Genomic DNA, 21,251 nt, shown 5'->3' on the forward strand with positions numbered 1-21,251 from the left:
CGTGACCGTCAACACCCAGTCCCCCGTCCTCACCAGCCACTACCAGCACTCCGTCGCCAGCTACTGGAACACCGAGAAGAACCCGGTCAACCTGCGGCTCGGCGACGTCGACGGCCTGTATCACCACCACTACGGCATCGGCGAGGTGAACTGGACGGTACTCGACGGCCCCGAGGAGACCCGCGAGGAACGCGTCGTCAAGGAGCTCCACCGCCTGGAGACCGCCCAGGCCGACCTGCTGATCAGCCACCTCGGCCCGCTCGAACCCCACCAGCGGGCGCTCGACGCCGGCTCGGGCCGCGGCGGCACCAGCCTCCTGGTCAACATGCGCCACGGCTGCGAGGTCGACGGCGTGTCCATCTCCGAGTCGCAGGTCGCCTTCGCCAACGAGCAGGCCAAGAAGCGCGGCGTCGACGACAAGGTGCGCTTCCACTTCCGCAACATGCTGGAGACCGGCTTCGAGACCGGATCGTTCCAGGCGAGCTGGAACAACGAGAGCACCATGTACGTCGAGCTGTCCCTGCTGTTCGCCGAGCACTCCCGGCTGCTGCGCCGCGGCGGCCGGTACGTGTGCGTCACGGGCTGCTACAACGACGCCTACGGCCTGCCGTCCCGGGCGGTCAGCCAGATCAACGCCCACTACATCTGCGACATCCACCCCCGCAGCACGTACTTCGAGCAGATGGCGGCCAACCGTCTCGTCCCGGTCAGCGTCGTCGATCTCACGCCGGCCACGATCCCCTACTGGGAGCTGCGGGCGCGTACCCATCTCGCCACGGGCATCGAGCAGTCCTTCCTCGACGCGTACAAGAACGGCAGCTTCCAGTACCTGCTCATCGCGGCCGACCGCGTCTGATTCACTTCGCCGTCGCGGCGGCCAGTTCCCACGGGTCGTGGGCCGAGAAGACGCTCACCTGGTCGCCGTGGTCGCGTACGAGCTCCCGTAGCCGGGCCTGGGTGCCGAGCCGCAGGTCGTGATGGACCTCCGAGCGGGTCTGCACGACGTCCATCAGCGGGTGGGGGTGCGGGTCCGGCTGGAGCTCCCGATGGTAGTAGTAGGCGTCGCCGCAGTGCAGGAGCCAGTGTTCTCCTTCCCTGACGGCGACGCCGGTGTGTCCGGCGGTGTGCCCGCCGAGCGGGACCAGCCTGATGTCCTCAGGCAGGCCGTCGAGCTCGATCGAGGTGAAGCCGAACCAGTCGTCGTTCGGCTGCTGCGGCGTGTAGGTGACCCAGTCGGGGCCGTGCGCCCAGTGGGCCGGGCGGTAACGGGAGCTCGGCGGCCCGGCCAGCGCGGCCTCAAGCTCGGCGGCCAGCAGATGCACCCGCGCGCCGGGGAAGTCCGGCAGGCCGCCGCTGTGGTCGACGTCGAGGTGGGTGACGATGACGTGCCGGACGTCCGCCGGCCGGTATCCCAGCCGGGCGATCTGGCGCACCGCCGTCTCCTCCTCGGCGAGCGCGGGTTCGACGAATCGCACCCAGTCGGCGTCGAGCGTGCCGGCCGGGTCGCGTACGTCGCCGAGCCCGAGCCCGGTCTCGATCAGCACCAGGCCGTCGGCCGGGGTCTCCACCAGCAGGCAGTGGTTCACCGCGGGGGCGGCGGGCGGGCCGTCGTAGGTGGCTTCGATCGTCCGTACGGAACCGCAGTTCAGGTGGTGAATTCTCATGACCACGATGATGCGACTTGAACTGTGGTTCAAGTCAACTCTCAGCCGCCCGCCATCAGGTCGCCGAATGCGCGGGCGGCCGGGCCCGAGGTGAACAGCCGGTCGAACCGCGCCCTGGCCAGCCGCCGGCGGAACGGCCCGGCCAGCGTCTCGTCACCGGCCTCGTGGGTCATCTCGGTCATCCAGCGGGAGAACTCCTGGTGGTTCCACACCCGTTCGAGGCAGGTGGCGGAGTAGGCGGCCAGCGGCTCCTCGTCCCCGTCGCGTACGGCGGCCCGCAGCGCGTGGGCCAGCACGTCGGCGTCGGCGACCGCCAGGTTCATGCCCTTGCCGCCCATGGGGGTGATGATGTGGGCGGCGTCGCCGACGAGGAAGAGCCGGCCGTAGTGCATGGGATCGACGACATGGCTGCGCATCTCGACGAACACCTTCTCGCCGATCGGGCCGCCGGGCAGGTCGCCGTCGGCCAGGCGCAGCCGCAACTGGGTCCAGATCCGCTCGTCGGGCCAGTCGGCGGCGGTGTCGGCGGGGGCGCACTGGAGGTAGAAGCGGCTGGCCCGGGGGCCGCGCGGGAAGTGGGCGGCGAACCCGTGGGTGGTGATCGCCATGAGCGGGTAGCGCGGCGGCGGGGCGTCGGCGAGGATCGTCAGCCAGCCGATGCCGTGGTCGTAGGAGTAGGTGGTCAGGGCGTGCTCGGGCACGCTGACGCGGCTGACGCCGTGGTGGCCGTCGCAGCCGGCGACGTAGGAGCAGGCGATCTCGTGGGTGATCCCGTCAGCATCGCGGTACGTGACCGTCGGCGACGGCCCCCCGACGCCGCGCGGGGTCACCTCGGCCGCCTCGAACCGCAGGTCGCCGCCGGTTTCCACGTAGTGCGCGAGCAGCCTGCCGACGAGCACCTGCTGCGGCACGAGACGGCCCAGCCTGCCCTCGGTGAGCGTGGGGACGTCGAGGAAACGCTGCTCGCCGTCGACGCGGAACTCGACCTTGGTCTCCTGCGGCATGCCCGCCAGGACGACGTCGGCCAGGCCCCACGACTCGAAGACGCCGGCGCCGCGGTGGTCGAGGATCCCGGCGCGCTGGCGCTGCTCGACGTACGGGCGGCTCTGCCGTTCCAGCACCACGCATCCGACGCCGGCCTGCCGGAGCAGGTTGGCCAGGGTCAGGCCGGCCGGACCGGCTCCGATGACGACGACCTCGGTGCTCTCTCGCCTGCTGGTCTCCACAGACATGGCGGCCCTTTCGGCTCGGTGACGCGCGGTGGTACCCGGCCAGGATGATCACGATGATAACCCGCGCTCTCACCACCGGACCGGGAGACTGAGCACCCCGTGGACGTCGGTGCCGGCGCGTACCGGCACCTCCTCGGGCGGGACGGCCAGGCGCAGGCCGGGGAACCGGGTGACGAGCGCGGGGAAGGCCGCGCGCATCTCCACCCGGGCGAGCTGCTGGCCGAGGCACTGATGGATCCCGTGGCCGAAGGCCAGGTGGCCGGCGGCATCGCGGCGCAGGTCGAGGCGGTCGGGGTCGGCGTACTTGCGGGGGTCGCGGTTGGCGGCCTGGATCGACACGACGACCGACTCGCCCGCCCTGATCAGGTGGCCGCCCAGCTCGACGTCTTCCAGGGCGGCGCGTACGCCGGTGTGGGCGATGGACAGGTGACGCAGCAGCTCCTCGACGGCCTGCCCGGCCAGGCCCGGGTCGGCGCGCAGGGCGGCGAGCTGGGCGGGGTCGCTCAGCAGCGCGTACGTGCCGAGCGCGAGCATGTTGGCGGTGGTGTCGAGCCCGGCGGCGAGTAGGAAGGCGCCGATCCCGGCCAGTTCCCCGTCGGTGAGGTCGCCGGTGATCAAGTCGCTGAGCAGGTCGTCGGTTGGCGCGACGCGCTTGGCCTGGACCAGGCCGTGGATGTAGCCCTGCAGCTCGGAGTAGGCGTCCATCTGCTCCTGCTCGTCGGCGTCCACGCCGGTCAGCGCCGCGGCGTGGCGCTGGAAGGCGTCGCGGTCGGCGTACGGGACGCCGAGCAGTTCGCAGATCATCAGCGCCGGGACGGGCTGGGCGAAGGACCGTACCAGGTCGGCGGGTGGGCCGAGGCGTTCCATGGCGTCCAGGTGGTCGGCGGTGATCTGCTCCGCCCGTTCGGTGAGCTGGTTCATCCTGCGGACGGTGAACCTGCCGGTGAGCAGCTTGCGGTAGCGGGTGTGCTCTGGGGCGTCGATGCCGGTGAGGTCGCCGGGCGGGGCGGTCATGAGCGGGCCCAGCACGGCCGTCGGGTGGTGCAGCAGCTCGTAGCGGGAGCTGAACCGCCGGTCCGACAGCACGGCCCTGACCTCCGCGTGGCCGGTCACCAGCCAGCCCCGGTGTCCGTCGGGGAAGGCCAGCCGGGTGACGGGTGCCTGCTCGCGCAGCTCCGCCAGGCCCTCGGGCGGGTCGAAGGGGCAGCCGGCCGGGCGGGTGACGGGAAGGGTGACGGGGGTGTCGTTCATGGTGGTTCCCTTTCTCAGTGGGTGACGGTGAGGGACGGTTCCTGCTTCCGGCCGCCGCGCATGACGACCAGGGCCAGGACGGCGGCCGCGACCACCCCGGCCGTGCTGATCGCGAAGGCGGAGGACATGGCTGCGGTGAAGGCTTCGCGGGCGGAGTCGGCGAGAGTGGCGTCGCCGAGGGCGAGCGCGTCACCGATCGAGCGCCGGGCCGCCTCGGGCGCGCTCGCGGGCATGGCCCCGGTGTAGGCGCCGGCCAGGACGCTGCCGAGGACGGCGACGCCGAGCGCCGCGCCGGCCTGCTGGATGGTGTCGTTGAGCGCGGAGCCGACGCCGGCGTGCTCGGGCGGGATGGTGCCCATCAGCGCGGAGATGGCCGCCGGCATCGCCAGGCCGCCGCCGGAGCCCAGCAGGAACAGCGCCGTGCCGGTGAGGAGGATGCCGCTGCCGGGCGAGACGGCTGCCAGCAGGCCGAAGCCGGCGGCGATGACGAGGAGCCCGGTGACGATCAGGGGCCGGTTGCCGAGCCGGGTGCCGAGACCCGCGCCCACGCCGTTGAAGATCAGCGAGGCGACCGCCATGGGCAGGAAGGCGAGGCCGGCCTCGGTCGGCGTGTAGCCGAGCACGAACTGCAGGTACTGGGTGAGCACGAGCAGCAGCCCGCCGTTGCCGATCTGGACGAGCGTCAGGGAGAAACTGCCGCCGCTGAACGTACGGTTGCGGAACAGGGCGAGCGGGACCATCGGGTGCGGCGTGCGCAGCTCCCAGACCACGAAGGCGGCCAGGGCGAGCACGGTCACGGCCAGGGCCGGCCAGGACACGCCGTGCGGCAGCTCGATGATCGTCCACACCAGGGCCGACATGCCGGTCGCCGACAGGATCGCGCCCAGCGGGTCCGGCCTGGTCCAGGGGCCCTTGGACTCGGGCATCAGCAGGAAGGAGGCGACGATCGCGAGCAGCACGACCGGCACGTTGATCAGGAACACCGCGCCCCACCAGAACCAGGCGATCAGCGCGCCGCCCAGCACCGGGCCGCCGACCAGGCCGAGCATGGCGACCGCGCTCCAGGCGGCCATCGCCTTGCGGCGTTCGGCCTCGTCGAACACGGTGATCAGGATCGACAGCGTGCTCGGCATGATCAGCGCGCCGCCGACGCCCATCACGGAACGGGCCAGCACGAGCTGGGCCGGATCGCCCGCGTAGGCGGCCAGCAGGGAGGCGGCCCCGAAGAGCGCCAGGCCGATGACCATCACGCGGCGCCGGCCGTACCGGTCGGACAGGCTGCCCGCGGTCAGCAGCAGGGCGGCGAAGATCAGGATGTAGCTGTCGAGGATCCACTGGATGTCCTGGGCGTCGGCGCCCAGGTCCGCCGCCAGGGGCGGGATCGCCACCGTCAGCACCATGTTGTCGACGACCAGCACCAGCGTGCTGAGGCACAGCACCACCAGGATCAACCAGCGGCGTGTCATTGGGTTCTTCCCTTCGCTCGCGTACGACGTTCTCTAGACGCGCACACTGTACGCATGCGAGAGAGATGTACGCAAGATGGGTGTTCGCGGATGCGTACAGTGTGCGCGGTGCGTTAGTCTGGGGGCATGCCAGCGTCGAAGCCGCCCGTCCCCTCGGTCTGGATCCGTCAGCGCGTGCAGCGGGAGCGTCCGGCGCTGAGCCTCGACCGGATCGTGTCCGAGGCCGTCCGGCTGCTCGACGAAGAGGGGCTGGAGGCGCTGAGCATGCGCAGCCTCGGCACCCGGCTGGACGCGGGCGCGACCTCGCTCTACCGCCACGTCGCCAACAAGGACGAGCTGATCGAGCTGGTCGTCGACGAGGTCTACGGCGAGCTGCGCGTCCCCTCCGCCGAGGAGGCGGCCGGCTGGCGCGACGGGCTGGCCACGTCCGCCCGGAGCCTGCGCGCGGTGATCCTGCGCCACCCCTGGCTGGCCTCCGTGCTCGGCCAGGCCGGGCTCACCAACCTGGGGCCCAACGTGATGCGCCGCTCGGAGGACCTGCTGGCCCTGGTCCACGGGGCCGGGTTCGCCCCCGGGGAGGCCGACCAGGCGGTCAACACCCTGCTCGCGTACGTGATCGGCATGACGGTCAGCGAGGCGGCGTACCTGTCGATGCTGGCCCGCAACGGCCAGACCGAGCAGGAATGGCTGGACACCGTGCGCTCGACCGCCGAGCAGGCGATGGAGGAGCATCCGCGGATGCGGGCGGAGTACGCCGTCAAGGGCTACGGCGACCCGCGGCGCGCCCGCGAGGAGGACTTCACCTACGGCCTCGACCGGGTGCTCGACGGCCTGGAGGCCCGGGCCGCCTCATCGGCCGCCTGACCCCGTCAGGCCATGCCGGCGTGAGAGCCTCGGCGTCATGGAAATCTGGATCAACCCCGACTGCTCCAAGTGCCGCTCGGCCCTGTCGATCCTCGACGCCGAGGCGGCCGACTACACGGTCCGCCGCTACCTGGACGACCCGCCGTCGCCGGACGAGCTGCGGGCCGTCCTCGCCAGGCTCGGGCTGGAGCCGTGGGACATCACGCGTACGGGCGAGCCGATCGCGGCCGAGCTGGGCCTCGGCTCCTGGCCGCGCGACCCGCAGGCCCGCGAGCGCTGGATCGACGCGCTGGCCGCGCACCCGATCCTGATCCAGCGGCCGATCATCACCGCCGACGACGGTCACGCCGTGATCGGGCGCACCGAGCAGGCCGTACGGGACACGCTGCCCGGGTGAGCGCGGCCCGCCTGCCGTTCACCTTCCCGACGCCTGCCGCTCCGCGGGTGCTCACCGGGGCGATCTATCGTCCGGGTGCCCCAGCAGGCGTATGAGGAGCAGGCGATGTTCAGGCGCAGACCCGTCACCGCACTCACCACGGCCGTCCTCGTCTTCGCGGCCATGACGTTCCCCGAGGTGGCCGCGCAGGCCGCCACCTCCACGTTCCAGCCCGTCGCCGACACGTACGTGGACGGCAGCGTGACCGGCACCAACTACGGCACCTCAGGGCAGCTCGGCGTGGACAACTCCCCGGCCAAGCGCATGTTCCTGAGGTTCACCGTGTCCGGGGTCTCCGGGCCGGTCGGCTCGGCCAAACTCCGCGTGCACACCGACGACGTGAGCGGCGCCGAGAGCGACAACGGCGGCCTGTTCCGCGCCGTGAGCAGCACCACGTGGTCCGAGACCGGCACGACCTGGAACAACCAGCCCGCGATCGACGGCGCCACCCTGGGCTCGCTCGGCGCCGTCTCGGCCGGCGCCTGGTACGAGATCGACGTGACCTCGTACGTCACAGGCAACGGCACGTACAGCATCGCGGTCACCTCGGCCAGCACCGACGGCGCGGACTACGACGCCCGCGAGAGCGGGACGGCCACCGCGCCGCAGCTCGTCGTGACCTCCGGCAGCACGCCGCCGCCCACCGGCGACGTGCTGGTCGGCGCGGGCGACATCGCCGACTCGGGGGCCGGCGACACCGCCACCGCCGCGCTGCTGGACGGCATCCCCGGCACGATCTTCACGCTCGGCGACAACGTCTACGACAACGGCACCGCGGCCGAGTTCTCCACCTACTACGGGCCGACCTGGGGCCGCCACAAGGCCCGGACCCGTCCGGTGCCCGGCAACCACGACTACAACACCTCCGGCGCGAGCGGCTACTACGGCTACTTCGGCTCGTCGGCGGGCGACCCGAGCAAGGGCTACTACTCCTACGACCTCGGATCGAGCTGGCACGTGATCGTGCTCAACTCCAACTGCTCGGTCGTGAGCTGCTCCTCGACCTCGGCCCAGGTCACCTGGCTGAAGGCCGACCTGGCCGCCGGCGGCAGGCCGTGCACGGTCGCCATGTGGCACCACCCGCGTTACACCTCCGGCGCCAACCACGCCCCGAACAGCTCGGTCGCGCCGTTCGTCCAGGCCCTGTACGACGCCGGCGCCGACCTGATCCTGACCGGCCACAACCACCAGTACGAGCGTTTCGCCCCGATCAACCCGGCCAACCAGCTCGACACGGCCAGAGGCATCCGGCACTTCGTGGTCGGCACCGGCGGCGCGAGCCACTACGGCTTCGGCACGATCCTGGCCAACAGCGAGGTGCGCAACAGCGACACCTACGGCGTGCTCAAGCTGACGCTGAGCGCGAGCAGCTACACCTGGCAGTTCGTGCCCGAAGCGGGCAGGACGTTCGCCGACAGCGGCACCACGAACTGCCACTGACATGTACCTGGCCTCTCTCGACAGGGGAAGGGTCGCCGGGGGCCGGGTCGGCGCGACGGTGCTCGCGCTCGGCTCGGTCAGCCTGATCACCGACGTGTCGTCCGAGATGGTGACCGCGATCCTGCCGCTGTACCTCGTCGCCGGGCTGCAGTTCAGCCCGGCGGCGTACGGTGTGATCGACGGCGTCCACACCGGCGCGACCGTGCTGCTGCGGCTGGCCGGCGGGTACGTCGCCGACCGGGTCGCCCGGCTCAAGGCCGTGGCCGGGCTGGGCTACCTGATCTCGGCGCTGGCCAAGCTCGGGCTGCTCGCGGCCGGGGCGTCCGGGCCGCTGATCGGGCTGGCGATCACGGTGGACCGGGCGGGCAAGGGCCTGCGTACGGCGCCGCGCGACGCGCTGATCACGCTGGCCACCCCGCCCGAACGGCTCGGCCGCGCCTTCGGCGTGCACCGGGCCATGGACGCGACCGGGGCCTTCCTCGGCCCGCTGGCCACGCTCGGCGTGCTGGCGGTGACCGGGCAGGCGTACGGGCCGGTCTTCATGACGAGCTTCTGCGTGGGCCTGCTCGGCGTGCTGGTCCTGGTGCTGTTCGTACCGGCCGACCGGACGCCTGCGGTCCCGCGGGCGGCGCGGCCGGAGGGGGTGAGCCTGCGGGCGGCGGCCCGGCTCGGACGGCGGCGGCTGCTGCCGGCCGCGTGCCTGCTGGGCCTGGTGACCGTCGGGGACGGTTTCGTCTACCTCGTGCTCCAGCGCCGCACCGAGCTGGGCGTCGGCTGGTTCCCGCTGCTGGCGGTCGGCACCAGCCTGGTCTACCTGGCGCTGGCCGCGCCGCTCGGCAGGCTCGCCGACCGCGTGGGCCGCCCGCGCGTCGTGCTCGCCGGTCTGGGCTGCCTGGCCGCCGTGTACGTGTTGTTGTGGAGCCCGCTCGGCGGCCTGCCGCTCGTCCTGCTCGTGCCGGCGCTCTACGGCGCCTTCTACGCGGCGACCGACGGCGTGCTCATGGCGGTGGCCGGCACGGTCTTCCCGGCCGGGCTGCGGGCCACCGGGATCGCGCTGGTGCAGAGCGGTCAGGCGGTGGCGTACCTGGGGTCGTCGGTGCTGTTCGGGCTCGCCTGGCAGCAGTGGGGCGCCGGTACGGCGTGCCTGGCCGCCGCGGCGGCGGCCCTGCTCGCCCTGCCCCTGATCGGAAGGGCATTGAGATGAGGACGCTCGGACTGCGCGGACGGCTGCTCGTCACGGCGCTCGCGGCGGTGTTGCTCGCGGCGTCCGCGACCGGGTACGCGCTGCTCGGCGAGGACCCGCCCGCGCCCGTCAGGTCGGCCCCGGTCGCCGACCCCGCGCTGATGGTGCTCACCAACGGCCGCCTGTCCACGGTGTCGGCCGCCGATCCGGGAGGGCCGCGCCAGGTGACGGACACGGCCTGCGACCGGGTGTTCGCGGCGGCCGGGACCGTGGCGTGCCTGCGACCGGTCGGCGCGCTCAGCGCCACCGGCCTGGTCGTCATGGACGACCGCCTGCGCACCCGCAGGACGGTCCCGCTCACCGGCTTCCCCAACCGGCTGCGGGTGTCGGCGGGCGGCCGCATGGTCGCCTGGACGATGTTCGTCGACGGCCACTCCTACGCGACGACCGGCTTCTCGACCAGGGCCGGGATGCTCGACACGCGGACGGGCGAGGTCGTGGACACGCTGGAGGACTTCGCGGTCGTCCGGGACGGGCGGCCGTACCGGGGGGCGGACGTGAACTTCTGGGGGATCACCTTCGCCGCCGACGAACGCCGCTTCTACGCCACCATGTCCACCGGCGGTCACCGGTACCTGGTCGAGGGCGACGCCGGGGCGCGGACCGTACGGACCGTGCGCGACAACGTGGAGTGCCCCTCGCTGTCCCCGGACGGCACCAGGATCGCCTACAAGTCGGCGGTGGACGGCGACCCGGCCAAGGGCTGGCGGCTGTCGGTGCTCGACCTGGCCTCCGGCCGCGTCACGCCGCTGGCCGAGCGGCGCAGCGTGGACGACCAGGCCGTCTGGCTCGACGAGCGTACGGTCGCGTACGCGCTGCAGACGCCCGACGGAACGAACGACACCTGGTCGGTCCCGGCGGACGGCGGCGGCGCGCCACGCCTGCTGGTCCCGGGCGCGAACTCCCCCGCGCCGCTTCCGGGTACCCCTCAGGCCGTCCGGAGCGCCGCGGCTCTTGAACTGGAGTGAACTCCAGGTCCTAGAGTCGCTGAATGACCATGCGCTACCGCATACTCGGCGGCACCGGCATCGAGGTGAGCGTCCACTGCCTCGGCGCGATGATGTTCGGTTACGTCGGCAACCCCGACCACGACGACTGCGTACGCATCATCCACGCGGCCCTCGACCAGGGCGTCAACTTCGTGGACACGGCGGACATGTACTCCGCAGGCGAGTCCGAGGAGATCGTCGGCAAGGCGTTGAAGGGGCGCCGCGACGACGTCGTACTGGCCACGAAGGTGCACTTCAGGATGGGTGAGGGGCCGAACAGGAGCGGCAACTCCCGGCTGTGGATCATGAAGGAGGTCGAGCAGAGCCTGCGGCGGCTCGGCACCGACTGGATCGACCTGTACCAGATCCACCGGCCCGACCACACGACCGACATCGAGGAGACGTTGTCGGCGCTGACCGACCTCGTGCGCCAGGGCAAGATCCGGGCGTTCGGCTGCTCGTCGTTCCCGACGGCGGAGATCGCGCAGGCTCAGCACGTCTCCGAGCGGCGGGCGCTGCACCGCTTCAGGACCGAGCAGCCGCCGTACTCGCTGCTCGCCCGCGGTGTCGAGAAGGACCTGCTGCCCTTGTGCCGTCAGTACGGCATGGGCGTCCTGACCTGGGGCCCGCTCGCCTCGGGTTTCCTGACCGGCCGCTACCGCAAGGGCGGCGCCATCGACCTGACCACCGGCCGGGCCGCGATCACGCCCCACCGCTTCGACCCGTCGATCCCGGAGAACGCCGCCAAGCTCGACGTCGTCGAGAAGCTGGTCGAGCTCGCCGGCGATCTCGGCTGCACGCTCCCCCAGCTCGCCGTGGCCTTCGTCGCGGCGCACCCGGCGGTCACCTCGGTGATCACCGGGCCGCGCACGATGGAACAGCTCGACGACCTGCTCAAGGGCGCCTCACTCACGCTCGACGACGCCGCGCTCGACCGGATCGACGAGATCGTGCCGCCGGGGACCGACCTGTATCAGCCGAACGTGTGGCAACCGCAGGCGCTGGTCGATCCGGCCCTGCGCCGCCGTCCGCTCGCCGAGCGCGCCGCGGCCGGCTAGGTCCACAGGCTGTGGACGACGGCGGCCACGCGCCGGCCCTGCTCGCGGCCGGCGTGGGCCGTCGGTGACCGTACGGAGGGGTCGAGCGGGTTGGGGCCCATGGCCGCGACGGCTCCTTCGTCCGGGCTGACGATCTCGACCGCGGAGCCCTGCCCGCGCAGCTGGGCCACCTCCTGTTCGAGCGACGGCCAGGGGGAGGCCGGCGCGCCCGGCGGTTGCGGCGACACCACCAGGACCCGCTCGAAGCCCGCGGCCAGGTCCGCGTTGTCGCTGGAACGCACGCCGCCGTCGACGTAGCGGCGGCCCTCGATGGTGACCGGCGGCCAGATCCCCGGCACGGCACAACTGGCGGCCACCGCGTCCACGATGTCCACGCCGGACGCGCCGTCGAACAGGCGCGGCTCGCCGGTCTCCGCGTCCACCGCGACCAGTACGAGGGGGCGTACCGGCCAGCCGGCCTCCGGCAGGCGCGAGGCCACGGCCGCCCGCCGCTCCGCCTCGGCGACCGTGGGGGCCTTCAGCGCCCAGGCGCCGATGCGGCGGCGCAGCTCGGCATGGTCCCGGGCGCCCGCCAGGATCTCCTGGAGGGCGCCCGGGAAGGAGGCCACGTCGAACACCGCGGGGATCTCCCTGGCCTGCGACGCGGGATCGACCTGCCGCTGGAACAGCTCCTCGGTGGTCAGGCCGCTGCGCGCCTGAGCGCCGACCGCCGATCCGGCCGAGGTGCCCACGATCAGGTCGGCGTCCCGTACGTCGACGCCCTCGTCGGCCAGCCCGGCCAGCACGCCGGTCGCCCAGGCGATGCCGGCCACGCCGCCGCCGCCGATCACCAGGGCCCGCCCGCGGTCAGAAGCTTCAATTCTGTCCATGAGGCTCATTTTCTCCCCATCAGCGACAAAGCGCGCGTCCCAGCAGGCATGCGCCGCCCTCAGCCGGCGAGGAAGTCGGCCGCGTGGTCGCGCGCCCACGAGCGGAACGTGCGCGCGGGCCGTCCCAGCAGCTCCTCGACGGTGCCGGTCACCCGTTCCGGGGTGTGCGTGAACGACTCCCACGCCCTGAGCCTGGCCTCGACGAACGCCGGGTTTCCCCAGGCGGCCGTCAACTGCTCGCGGGCGATCTCCGGCGGCAGGTCCTCCCAGCGCACCTCGCGGCCGATCGCCTCGCCGATCGTCCGCGCCAGCTCCTCCTGGGGGATCGACTCGGGGCCGGTGATCACGTATTTGGCGCCGTCGTGGCCGGGGGTGGTCAGCACGTGGGCGGCCACGTCCGCGATGTCCCGCTCGTGGATCACCGACCGGGCGCCCTTGCCGTACGGCAGGCGTACCACTCCGGTCCGGATCTGCGGGGCCCAGGCCAGGGTGTTGGTCGCGAAGTCGATGGCCCGGACGAACGTCCACCGCGTCCCGGACTTCCTGATCAGCCGTTCGATCTCCTGGTGGTAGATCGTGGCCGGCTCGCCGTCTGCCAGGTCGGCCACGTCCGCCGACAGGTACGCCACCCGTTCGGCCCGCTCGGCCACCGTCGTCACCACACGGGGATCGACGGGGATGCCGGGCCACATCAGGTACACCCGGTCCACACCACGCAAAGCCTGCTCGACGGTGTCGAAGGAGGCCAGGTCGCCGCGTACGGGCTCGACCCCCTCGGGGAGCACCGCCCTGGCCGGGTCGCGGACCAGCGCCCGTACCTCGTGTCCCGCCTCCGCCAGGGAAGAAACGACATGTCTGCCCACGTTGCCGGTCGCGCCGGTCACCAGAATTCCACTCATGGGGGGAGCTTAGACCTCAATCGCAGTGTAGGTCTATTCATTGAACCTTCTCCTCCGGGTGATTGTCCCTTCGATCCGGGTAGCGGGGGTCACGGTGATCGCGCTTCAAGGGATGCGAGGGGCCCGGCTCCCAGCCGGGCCCTTCCGCTGTTCCGGCGCTTCCGGCTGATCCCTGACCGCTGTTTCACCGGCCTCACATCCGATTCACAAGCGGTCCTCAGACAAACCTCATGCACGCCCGGCATCGTCACGGGTATGCCTCCGACCAGTCCGACCGCCGCCCCGGCCCTCACGTCCCGACCCGCGCGCGGCTCGTACGCCGTCCTCGTCGTGGACGAGCCCCCGCTCGGCGAGCACCTCTCCCGTGCGGCGGGCCGCTGGGACGTGCGCTGCCTGCGCGGCGGCGAGGCGGTCAAGGCGGTACGGGGGTTCCGTCCCGACGCGATCGTCCTGGATGTCACGCGCGGCGGCCGGCTCCTGCCCCGGCTGCGGGCCGTGCTGCCCGGCGTGCCGATCCTCTTCCTGACCGCGCTGGACTCCCTGCGCGACCGGCCGGCCGGGCTGCGCGCGGGCGCCGACGACTACGTGACCAGGCCGTTCAGCGTGGACGAGGTCGTGATCAGGCTGCGCGGCCTGCTGCGCGACGCGGGTGCCGCGCTCGCCGTCGGCGACCTCACCCTGGACCAGGAGACCCACGAGGTACGGCGGGCCGGCCAGGAGATCAGGCTGACCCCGACCGAGTTCGAGCTGCTGCGGCTCCTCATGCGCCATCCCGGGCGGGCGCTCAGCAAGGCGCAGATCCTCGACCGCGTGTGGGCCTACGACTTCGCCGGCCAGGGCAACATCGTCGAGCTGTACATCTCCTACCTGCGCCGGAAGATCGACGCGGACCGCCGTCCGATGATCCACACCCTGCGCGGCGTCGGCTACGTGCTCAGACCGGCCGCGTGACGACCGGCCCGCTAGATCTCATCTAGCGGGCCGTCTAGCGCCTCCTGGGTGAGCGCCCGCAACGGGCGGCACTGCGAGGGAGGCGGACGATGACCAGCAATGACGACACCGTCGGTGGACACTCCGTGCCGCTCCGCCTCGCGGTGATCATCGGAAGCACCCGCGTCGGGCGGGTGGGCGAGAAGGTGGCGAGCTGGTTCGCCGGCCGGGCGCGCGCCCGGCCCGACCTCGCGGTCGACGTCCTCGACCTGGCCGACTACGCCTTCCCCGGCTGCTACCCCGAGCAGAGCACCCCCGCGATGCGCAGCTTCACGGCGGCGATCGGCGAGGCCGACGCCTTCGCCGTCGTCACCCCCGAGTACAACCGCAGCTTCCCGGCCTCGCTCAAGCAGGCGATCGACTACGCCTACGACGAGTGGCAGGCCAAACCGGTCGGCTTCGTGGCCTACGGCTCGGGGTCCTCCGGCCTCTACGCGGTCGAGCAGCTCCGCACGGTCTTCTCCGCCCTGCACGTCGTGACGATGCGCGACTGCGTCGGCCTCGACCTGCTCGGCGCGGACGTCGGCGGCGGCGAGCCGTACGACACCGACGACCGCGTGCGCGCGGTCGCGGCCCTGCTCGACCAGCTCACCTGGTGGGGCCGGGCGTTGCGCGACGCCCGGCGTGCCCAGCCCTACTGCTCATGAGAGGAACACCCATGCCCGACCTGGCGATTCAGACCTCCGGCCTGGTCAAGGTCTTCGGCGACAACCGCGCCGTGGACGGCCTCGACCTGGAGGTGCCCGCCGGCACCGTCTACGGCGTGCTCGGCCCCAACGGCGCCGGCAAGACCACCGCCGTGCGCATGCTGGCCACCCTGCTCAGACCTGACGGCGGCGAGGCCACCGTCTTCGGGCACGACGTGGTGCGCGAGGCCGACACCGTGCGCGGCCGCGTCAGCCTGACCGGCCAGTACGCCTCCGTGGACGAGGAGATGACCGGCGCCGAGAACCTGATCCTGCTCGGCCGCCTCCTCGGCCACCGCAAGCCGGCCGCCAGGGAGCGGGCGGCGCAACTCCTGGAGGCGTTCGGGCTGAGCGAGGCCGCGGGGCGGCAGGTCAAGACGTACTCGGGGGGCATGCGGCGGCGCATCGACATCGCCGCCAGCATCCTCAACACCCCTGACCTGCTCTTCCTCGACGAACCGACGACCGGCCTCGACCCGCGCAGCCGCAACCAGGTCTGGGACATCGTGCGCATCGTCGTCGCCCACGGCACCACCGTGCTGCTCACCACCCAATACCTGGAGGAGGCCGACCGCCTGGCCGGCCGCATCGCGGTCATCGACCACGGCAAGGTCATCGCCGAGGGCACACCGGGCGAGCTGAAGTCGTCGGTCGGCTCGGGCTCGGTCCACGTACGGCTGCGCGACCCCGGCACCCGCCCCGAGGCCGAACGGCTGCTGGCCGCGACCCTCGACGCGCCCGTCTACCTGGACGCCGACCCGGTGTCGCTCACCGCCCGCATCACCGGCCACGGCCGCGAGGCCGCCGCCGCCGAGCAGGCCTCGCGCGCGCTCGCTCGCCTGGCCGAGGCCGGGATCGTCGTCGACGACTTCTCCCTCGGCCAGCCCAGCCTGGACGAGGTCTTCCTCGCCCTCACCGACCACCCCGCCACCGAGCCCGCGACCGACCAGGAGGCCGCAGCATGAGCACCACGACCGAGACCGCGACGACCTACTCCCCCGCCGCCGACGTGCTCGGCACCGTCCTGGCCCCCGGGGCGAAGCCGCCTCGTCCGAGCGCGTGGTCGGCGTCGGTCACGTTCGGCTGGCGGGCCATCCTGAAGATCAAGCACGTGCCCGAGCAGCTCTTCGACGTGACCGCGTTCCCGCTCATGATGACGTTGATGTTCACGTACCTGTTCGGTGGCGCGCTGGCCGGCTCACCGACCGACTACCTGCAGTTCCTGCTTCCCGGCATCATGGTCAGCAGCGTCGTGATGATCACCATGTACACCGGGGTCGAGGTCAACAAGGACATCGAGAAGGGCGTCTTCGACCGGTTCCGCACCCTGCCGATCTGGCGTCCCTCGACCATGGTGGGCTACCTGCTCGGCGACATCCTCCGCTACACCATGGCCTCGACGGTCATCCTCGCCGTGGGCCTGGTCCTGGGCTTCCGTCCGCAGGGCGGGGTCACGGGCGTACTGGCCGGGATCGTGTTGCTGCTCGGGTTCTCCTTCGCCTTTTCCTGGGTGTGGACGATGTTCGGCCTGCTCATGCGGAGCGAGAAGTCGGTGATGGGGGTCAGCATGCTGGTCCTGTTCCCCCTGACCTTCCTGAGCAACGTCTACGTCGACCCGGCGACGATGCCCGGCTGGCTGCAGGTGTTCGTCAACGTCAACCCGATCACCCGCCTGGTGGCCGCCGTCCGCTCCCTGATGGCGGGCACCCCGGACGTGGGCGAGCTGACCTGGGTCCTGGTCTCCTCGGTCGTCCTCATCGCCGTCTTCGGCACCCTGACCATGCGCCTCTACAACCGCAAGTGACCCCGACCTGCGACCCACCCCCGCGGAGCGGACGCGAAGAAGGCCCCGGCCCTTCGCGTCCGCTCCGCTCGTGTGCGGGCCTTCGCCGGGTCAGCAGAAGTGCTGGGCGCGGGTGGCGAACTCGGTGGTGGAGAGGAGGACGTCGTGACCGTGCGGCTCCGGCTCCCGGTACTCCGTGATGATCACGCGCCCCGGCCGGACGTTCTTCCTGCTCTCCCCGGTGAAGACCACGTCATAGAGGCGTACGTTCCGCTTCGCGTCGTACGCGGCCGTCCGCACCACGCGAAGACCAGGGTCAGCCTGCCCTCGGCGTTGACCGTGACTCCGGTCATGCCCCCGGAGCTCGGGGTGGTCGGGAACGGCAGGCATCCGGTCGCGGCGGCGAGTGCGAGGACGGCGAGCACCCTCCGCACCGCGCGGCTCCCGATCGCCCCACGGGTTCGTTACGAGGTGTGCCGGTCCGGGTGTTCGTCGTCGACGCATCTGCACGGTACGGCCATCAGGGTGCCGGCCGCCCGGTCCACGTGCATCACCCGTCCCGCGCCCAGGCAGATGCGGCAGCCGAGCACGTCGGCGATCCAGTTGTCCTGCCACACCTGGTGCTTCCAGCCCGGAGGCGGGCTGTCCGGCGGCTCGCCGTGCGCGGCGGCCTCGTTCCGGCTGCTGACGTGGCCCAGGCCGGCGCAGAACCGGCAGGCGAAGAACAGGTCGCCGAATCGCAGGCCGCGACGGCCCTGGCAGTCGGGGCAGGTGATGCGATCGCTCACTTTCGCCCCGTCCCGCCGCGCGACTCGTACGACGTCCACGCGGCCCGCCGTTCGCGGTCGCCGTTCCGGTGGATGCGTTCGCCGTCGGCGCCCGTGCGGGTGACGCAGAGGGGGGCCTCGTTCTGGTCGTCGTCCTTGGCCATGCCCGGGACGGTACGCCGATCACGGATGGTATGTCTCTAGCCTGCGCAGAGTGATGAGTGTCTCCTGTGTTGCCAGACGCCGGAGCCGGGTCACAGGCGCCAGGTGATGGCCTCGGTGGGCTGGTAGCGGCAGGCGGCGCCGGTGGAGACGGTGGCGCGGAGGTGGGCGGCCAGCTCGGGGTGGGTCTGGGTGAGTTTGCGGAGGGTGTCGCGGATCCTGGCCGTCACCGTCTTGCGGGCGCGTTCGGCTTCGTCGCCGAGGCGTCGGGAGCGGCCTCCCAGGCCGGCGGCGGTGCGCAGTTCATCCAGCAGGGCGGCTCGTTCGCGGTCGTAGTCGGCCGCGCGGTCGTCGTCGCCGCGTTCGGTCGCACGGTCGATCTCCTCGTCGAGGAGGGACAGGCGGTGGCGGTAACGCGCCTTGGCCTCCTCGTCCAGCACGGCGTCGCCGCCCATCTGGCGGGCGGCCAGCACCACGTCGCCGCCCTCGGGGGCGAGCAGGTGTACGGCGGGGATGTCGGCGCCGGGGTGGCTGAGCAGGTTGTGGAGGTCGCGCAGGCCCTTGGCGTCGGGCATGTGGGCCACCCGGCCGGCGAACCCGAGGGTCCAGACCTCGCCGTCCTTCCGGAAATCGCCTGACATCGGACCGCCCTCATGCGCTGTGCCACCTCTCGCGTCGCCCTGCCCGGACGGCTTTCCGGGGCCGCGGGCCGGGGGCGAGAGGCGTACAGAGGGCGGCCCGAGGCGGCCGGCCACGGCGGCGTCGCGACCCCCGGCAGCGGCACCGCCATCGGGGCGGGCAGCCTCGTCGGCCTCAGGACCGTCACCAGGTGCGGCGGAGAGGGTTTGGCGGTCGGTGGACGGCTGCGGGAGGGAGTCGAGGACGTGGAGCATGCCCAGTTCGGTCGCCTCGCGGCGGACCTCCGCCAGCAGGGAGGCGGCCCGGCCGTGATCGCCGGGGGCGGCGCGGCCCAGGAGGGCCTCGGCCAGGTGGGCGCGGGCCAGGACCGACCACGGGCGGGCACGCATGCGGTCGGCCGACCGGTACGCCTGCGTGAACCCCTCGACCGCCTCCTCCCACCGGCCCTCGGCCAGGTCGAGCAGCGCGATCCACAGGTCGTAAGGCCCGCTGATGTCCCACCCGTAGTAGGACACCACCCACAGCCCCCGGTACGGCAGCAGCGCGGCCCGCGCCCGCCCGGCCAGCTCCGGGTCACGGGTGGCGGCGGCCAGCTCGGCCTGGAAGCGCAACCACAGCGGCTCGGTCATGCGCTCGGCCGGCTCGCCGGACTCGTGGTGGCGCAGCGCGGTGCCGACGTCGCCCGCCTGGAGGGCGGTCAGCGCCTCCAGCAGGCCCCGGTCGGGGTGGCTGCTGGACCTGAGCCTGCGCAGGACGTCTTCCTGCTCCTCCACCTTGCCCTGGAGCCAGAAGATCGCCCAGCGGTGGTGTTCGAGCATGACGTCGAAGTCCTGGTGGGTGCGGTCGAGCGACAGCCCGGCCATCAGCTCCTCGGCCTCGGCGAAGCGGCCGCCGAGCGCGGCGACGATGCTGGCGTCGACGGACGTGGTCAGGTTGAGGTGGGCGTCGTCGGTGTCGCGGCCCCTGGCGGCGTAGTCGTGGAACTGGGCGAGGTAGCGCGGGTCGCCCTCCTCGATCATGGCCACCCAGCGCAGGGCGGACGCGTAGTGTTCGAGGTCGTGGTCGGAGGTGCGCCGGGCGACGTCGAGCAGCTCGCCGGTCAGGGCCACGCGCTCGCCCGCGGTGCCGGGGCCCCAGATGATGTCGTGGTGGACCCACAGGCTGAAGGTCAGGGCGTCGTCGTCGCCGCCCTTGCGGGCTTGGGCGGCGAGGTGGAAGACCAGGTCGCTGGCCAGGCGGTCGTCGGGTACTGGATGGCCGACGAGCTCGCGGTGGGCCCGGCGCAGCCGGGCGAGTGACTTCTCCTGGCCGTACTGGGAGCGGAAGACCAGCGCGACGCGGGCGCTCAGCTCGGGGTCGTCGAGGCCGGCGGCGAGCGAGCCGGCCTCCTCGAAGAGGCCGCGCGCCTCGTCGGGCGCGCCGCGGTGGCGCAGCTCCCGGCCGAGCTCCAGGCAGATCAGCGCGCGGCGGCGGGGGCCGGCCGCGGCGCTCACCTCGTAAGCGCGGCGCAGATGGCCGAGCTCCTCCTCGCTGGCGAGGCGGCCGCGGGCGGCGCGGGCGGCGGCGTGGAGGAGGTCGATCGCGCGCTCGGGGGCGACGCGGTCGCCGGCGAGGTAGGCGTGTCCGGCCAGGTCGCTCGGCAACACCCGGCGGGCCAGGTCAGGGGTGCCGTCGAGGGCGCGCACCACGGCGGCGTGCAGGTCGCGTACGTCGGCGACGGCGTCGTAGAGGGTCTCGCGGACGAGGTCGTGGGCGAAGGCGAACCGGCCGCCGCCCTTGGTCACCACCAGTTTGGCGATCACGGCGAGCTCAAGGAGGCGATCGACGTGCGCGACGGGGGCGGCGACGGTGGCGGCCAGCACCTGGCGGTGGAACTCGCGCCCGAGCACGGCCGCGGCGGGCAGCAGCTCCGACACCGGACGCGGCAGCAGGGACAGGCGGCGCAGCAGCGCGTCGCGGACGCCGGGCGCGACGGCCGTGGCCGAGCCGCCGCTGCGCCACAACCGGGCCGTCTGCTCGACGAAGAACGGGTTTCCGCCCGTACGCACGTGGACCTCGGCCACCAGGTCGGCGGGCGGGTCGTGGCCGGCGGTGCGGGCCATGAGGGCGCCGACGCCGGCCTGGTCGAGGCCGGTGAGCGTGATGGAGGTGGCCTTGGCGACCAGCGGCGACAGCAGGTCGCGCAGCGGGTGGTCGACCGGCTCGACCTCGGCGTCGCGGTAGGTGCCGATGAGCAGCAGGCGCTCGAACCAGGTCTGCCGGGCCGCGAACTCCAGCAGCCTGAGCGAGGCGGGGTCGGCCGCGTGGAGGTCGTCGATGACGATCACGAGCGGGTGGTGCTGCGTGAGGGCGACCAGGGCGGTGGTGACCGCGTCGTAGATCTGGAACGCGGACACGGACTCGGCGTCGGCGGCGGTGACCTCAAGGTGGGGCTGGGTGGCCGCCGTCTCGCCGAGGAGAGTGGCCAGGCTGCCCCCGGCCGCCCGCTCGGCCTCGGCCCACGCCTCGGGGGCGGCCGAGCGGCGCAGGGCGCGCAGGACCTGGACCCACGGCCAGTAGCCGGGGGCGCTGCCGGAGTCCCAGCAGGCGCCGCCGACCACGAGCGCGCCCCTGCGCCTGGCCTCGGCGGCGGCGCTGGTGACGAGCGTGGTCTTGCCGATGCCGGCCTCGCCGGTGACGAGGACGAGCCCGCCGTGGCTCTCGATCACCCTCGAGATCTCGGCACGGAGCAGCGCGGCGGGGTGATCCCTGCCGATCAGCTCGTGTGGCGTCGCTTCGCTGGGCATGACACTCGCACGTTATCCGCCGCCACC

General features: G+C 72.5%; 21 protein-coding genes. 11 read left to right on the forward strand and 10 right to left on the reverse strand.

What is annotated here, in order from left to right; genetic code table 11:
- Nucleotide 1: 1 nt before the first annotated feature.
- Nucleotides 2–856: a geranyl diphosphate 2-C-methyltransferase gene (locus IEZ27_RS45010; protein ID WP_125645425.1), complete on the forward strand. Its 855-nt coding sequence runs from the start codon at nucleotides 2–4 to the stop codon at nucleotides 854–856.
- Nucleotide 857: 1 nt separating this feature from the next.
- Here IEZ27_RS45010 and IEZ27_RS45015 read toward each other — a convergent pair whose 3' ends face one another.
- From IEZ27_RS45015 to IEZ27_RS45030, 4 genes are all read right to left on the reverse strand, one after another.
- Entirely contained in the window at nucleotides 858–1,664 is an 807-nt protein-coding gene (locus tag IEZ27_RS45015) for an MBL fold metallo-hydrolase (RefSeq protein ID WP_189652860.1), read from the reverse strand.
- Between the two features lie 41 nt (nucleotides 1,665–1,705).
- Entirely contained in the window at nucleotides 1,706–2,896 is a 1,191-nt protein-coding gene (locus tag IEZ27_RS45020) for a 4-hydroxybenzoate 3-monooxygenase (RefSeq protein WP_189652861.1), read from the reverse strand.
- 69 nt (nucleotides 2,897–2,965) lie between these two features.
- Nucleotides 2,966–4,147 carry a cytochrome P450 gene (locus IEZ27_RS45025; protein WP_189652862.1) on the reverse strand — a complete coding sequence of 394 codons (1,182 nt, stop codon included), beginning with the start codon at nucleotides 4,145–4,147 and terminating at the stop codon, nucleotides 2,966–2,968.
- Between the two features lie 14 nt (nucleotides 4,148–4,161).
- Nucleotides 4,162–5,613, reverse strand: coding sequence for an MFS transporter (locus IEZ27_RS45030; RefSeq protein ID WP_189652863.1), 1,452 nt, complete (start codon nucleotides 5,611–5,613; stop codon nucleotides 4,162–4,164).
- A gap of 126 nt (nucleotides 5,614–5,739) precedes the next feature.
- On the opposite strand from IEZ27_RS45030, the gene IEZ27_RS45035 reads away from it, so the two are divergent.
- The 6 genes from IEZ27_RS45035 (at nucleotide 5,740) to IEZ27_RS45060 (ending at nucleotide 11,643) form a co-directional block, all read left to right on the forward strand.
- Nucleotides 5,740–6,477 (forward strand): TetR/AcrR family transcriptional regulator, encoded by a 738-nt coding sequence (locus IEZ27_RS45035; protein WP_189652864.1) that lies wholly within the window; start codon nucleotides 5,740–5,742, stop codon nucleotides 6,475–6,477.
- A gap of 37 nt (nucleotides 6,478–6,514) precedes the next feature.
- Nucleotides 6,515–6,874 (forward strand): arsenate reductase family protein, encoded by a 360-nt coding sequence (locus IEZ27_RS45040; RefSeq protein ID WP_189652865.1) that lies wholly within the window; start codon nucleotides 6,515–6,517, stop codon nucleotides 6,872–6,874.
- Nucleotides 6,875–6,979: 105 nt separating this feature from the next.
- Complete coding sequence (locus IEZ27_RS45045) at nucleotides 6,980–8,353, forward strand: CBM96 family carbohydrate-binding protein (protein ID WP_229824917.1); 1,374 nt, start codon at nucleotides 6,980–6,982, stop codon at nucleotides 8,351–8,353.
- A 1-nt stretch (nucleotide 8,354) separates the two neighbouring features.
- A complete protein-coding gene (locus IEZ27_RS45050) occupies nucleotides 8,355–9,557 on the forward strand; it encodes an MFS transporter (protein ID WP_189652866.1) in 1,203 nt (400 codons plus the stop codon).
- Nucleotides 9,554–10,564, forward strand: coding sequence for a TolB family protein (locus IEZ27_RS45055; protein ID WP_189652867.1), 1,011 nt, complete (start codon nucleotides 9,554–9,556; stop codon nucleotides 10,562–10,564). Before IEZ27_RS45050 ends, IEZ27_RS45055 begins: the two co-directional genes overlap by 4 nt.
- A gap of 23 nt (nucleotides 10,565–10,587) precedes the next feature.
- Nucleotides 10,588–11,643, forward strand: a complete 1,056-nt coding sequence (locus IEZ27_RS45060) for an aldo/keto reductase (protein ID WP_308427353.1) — start codon at nucleotides 10,588–10,590, stop codon at nucleotides 11,641–11,643.
- Here the strand turns inward: IEZ27_RS45060 and IEZ27_RS45065 are convergent.
- The gene (locus IEZ27_RS45065; RefSeq protein ID WP_189652868.1) at nucleotides 11,640–12,512 is read right to left on the reverse strand and encodes a patatin-like phospholipase family protein; all 873 of its coding nucleotides are present in this window, start codon (nucleotides 12,510–12,512) and stop codon (nucleotides 11,640–11,642) included. The genes IEZ27_RS45060 and IEZ27_RS45065 overlap by 4 nt on opposite strands.
- Before the next feature lie 59 nt (nucleotides 12,513–12,571).
- Nucleotides 12,572–13,411, reverse strand: a complete 840-nt coding sequence (locus IEZ27_RS45070) for an NmrA family NAD(P)-binding protein (RefSeq protein WP_189652869.1) — start codon at nucleotides 13,409–13,411, stop codon at nucleotides 12,572–12,574.
- A 255-nt stretch (nucleotides 13,412–13,666) separates the two neighbouring features.
- Here IEZ27_RS45070 and IEZ27_RS45075 point away from each other — a divergent pair, with 255 nt between their 5' ends.
- The 4 genes from IEZ27_RS45075 (at nucleotide 13,667) to IEZ27_RS45090 (ending at nucleotide 16,891) form a co-directional block, all read left to right on the forward strand.
- Nucleotides 13,667–14,362, forward strand: coding sequence for a response regulator transcription factor (locus IEZ27_RS45075; RefSeq protein WP_189652870.1), 696 nt, complete (start codon nucleotides 13,667–13,669; stop codon nucleotides 14,360–14,362).
- Between the two features lie 89 nt (nucleotides 14,363–14,451).
- Nucleotides 14,452–15,048, forward strand: a complete 597-nt coding sequence (locus IEZ27_RS45080; protein WP_189652871.1) for an NADPH-dependent FMN reductase — start codon at nucleotides 14,452–14,454, stop codon at nucleotides 15,046–15,048.
- An 11-nt stretch (nucleotides 15,049–15,059) separates the two neighbouring features.
- Nucleotides 15,060–16,052 carry an ATP-binding cassette domain-containing protein gene (locus IEZ27_RS45085; protein WP_189652872.1) on the forward strand — a complete coding sequence of 331 codons (993 nt, stop codon included), beginning with the start codon at nucleotides 15,060–15,062 and terminating at the stop codon, nucleotides 16,050–16,052.
- Nucleotides 16,049–16,891, forward strand: a complete 843-nt coding sequence (locus tag IEZ27_RS45090; protein WP_189652873.1) for an ABC transporter permease — start codon at nucleotides 16,049–16,051, stop codon at nucleotides 16,889–16,891. The genes IEZ27_RS45085 and IEZ27_RS45090 overlap by 4 nt, the downstream gene beginning before the upstream one ends.
- A gap of 90 nt (nucleotides 16,892–16,981) precedes the next feature.
- Here the strand turns inward: IEZ27_RS45090 and IEZ27_RS45095 are convergent, their stop codons facing one another.
- The 4 genes from IEZ27_RS45095 to IEZ27_RS45110 form a co-directional block, all read right to left on the reverse strand.
- Entirely contained in the window at nucleotides 16,982–17,173 is a 192-nt protein-coding gene (locus IEZ27_RS45095) for a hypothetical protein (RefSeq protein WP_189652874.1), read from the reverse strand.
- Nucleotides 17,174–17,334: 161 nt separating this feature from the next.
- The gene (locus tag IEZ27_RS45100; protein WP_189652875.1) at nucleotides 17,335–17,658 is read right to left on the reverse strand and encodes a hypothetical protein; all 324 of its coding nucleotides are present in this window, start codon (nucleotides 17,656–17,658) and stop codon (nucleotides 17,335–17,337) included.
- Nucleotides 17,655–17,801 (reverse strand): hypothetical protein, encoded by a 147-nt coding sequence (locus tag IEZ27_RS45105; RefSeq protein ID WP_189652876.1) that lies wholly within the window; start codon nucleotides 17,799–17,801, stop codon nucleotides 17,655–17,657. The genes IEZ27_RS45100 and IEZ27_RS45105 overlap by 4 nt, the downstream gene beginning before the upstream one ends.
- A gap of 90 nt (nucleotides 17,802–17,891) precedes the next feature.
- Nucleotides 17,892–21,224 (reverse strand): ATP-binding protein, encoded by a 3,333-nt coding sequence (locus tag IEZ27_RS45110; protein ID WP_189652877.1) that lies wholly within the window; start codon nucleotides 21,222–21,224, stop codon nucleotides 17,892–17,894.
- Between the last annotated feature and the right edge of the window lie 27 nt (nucleotides 21,225–21,251).

Origin of the sequence: Nonomuraea spiralis (genome assembly GCF_014648435.1) — a bacterium.
Classification (GTDB): domain Bacteria; phylum Actinomycetota; class Actinomycetes; order Streptosporangiales; family Streptosporangiaceae; genus Nonomuraea; species Nonomuraea spiralis.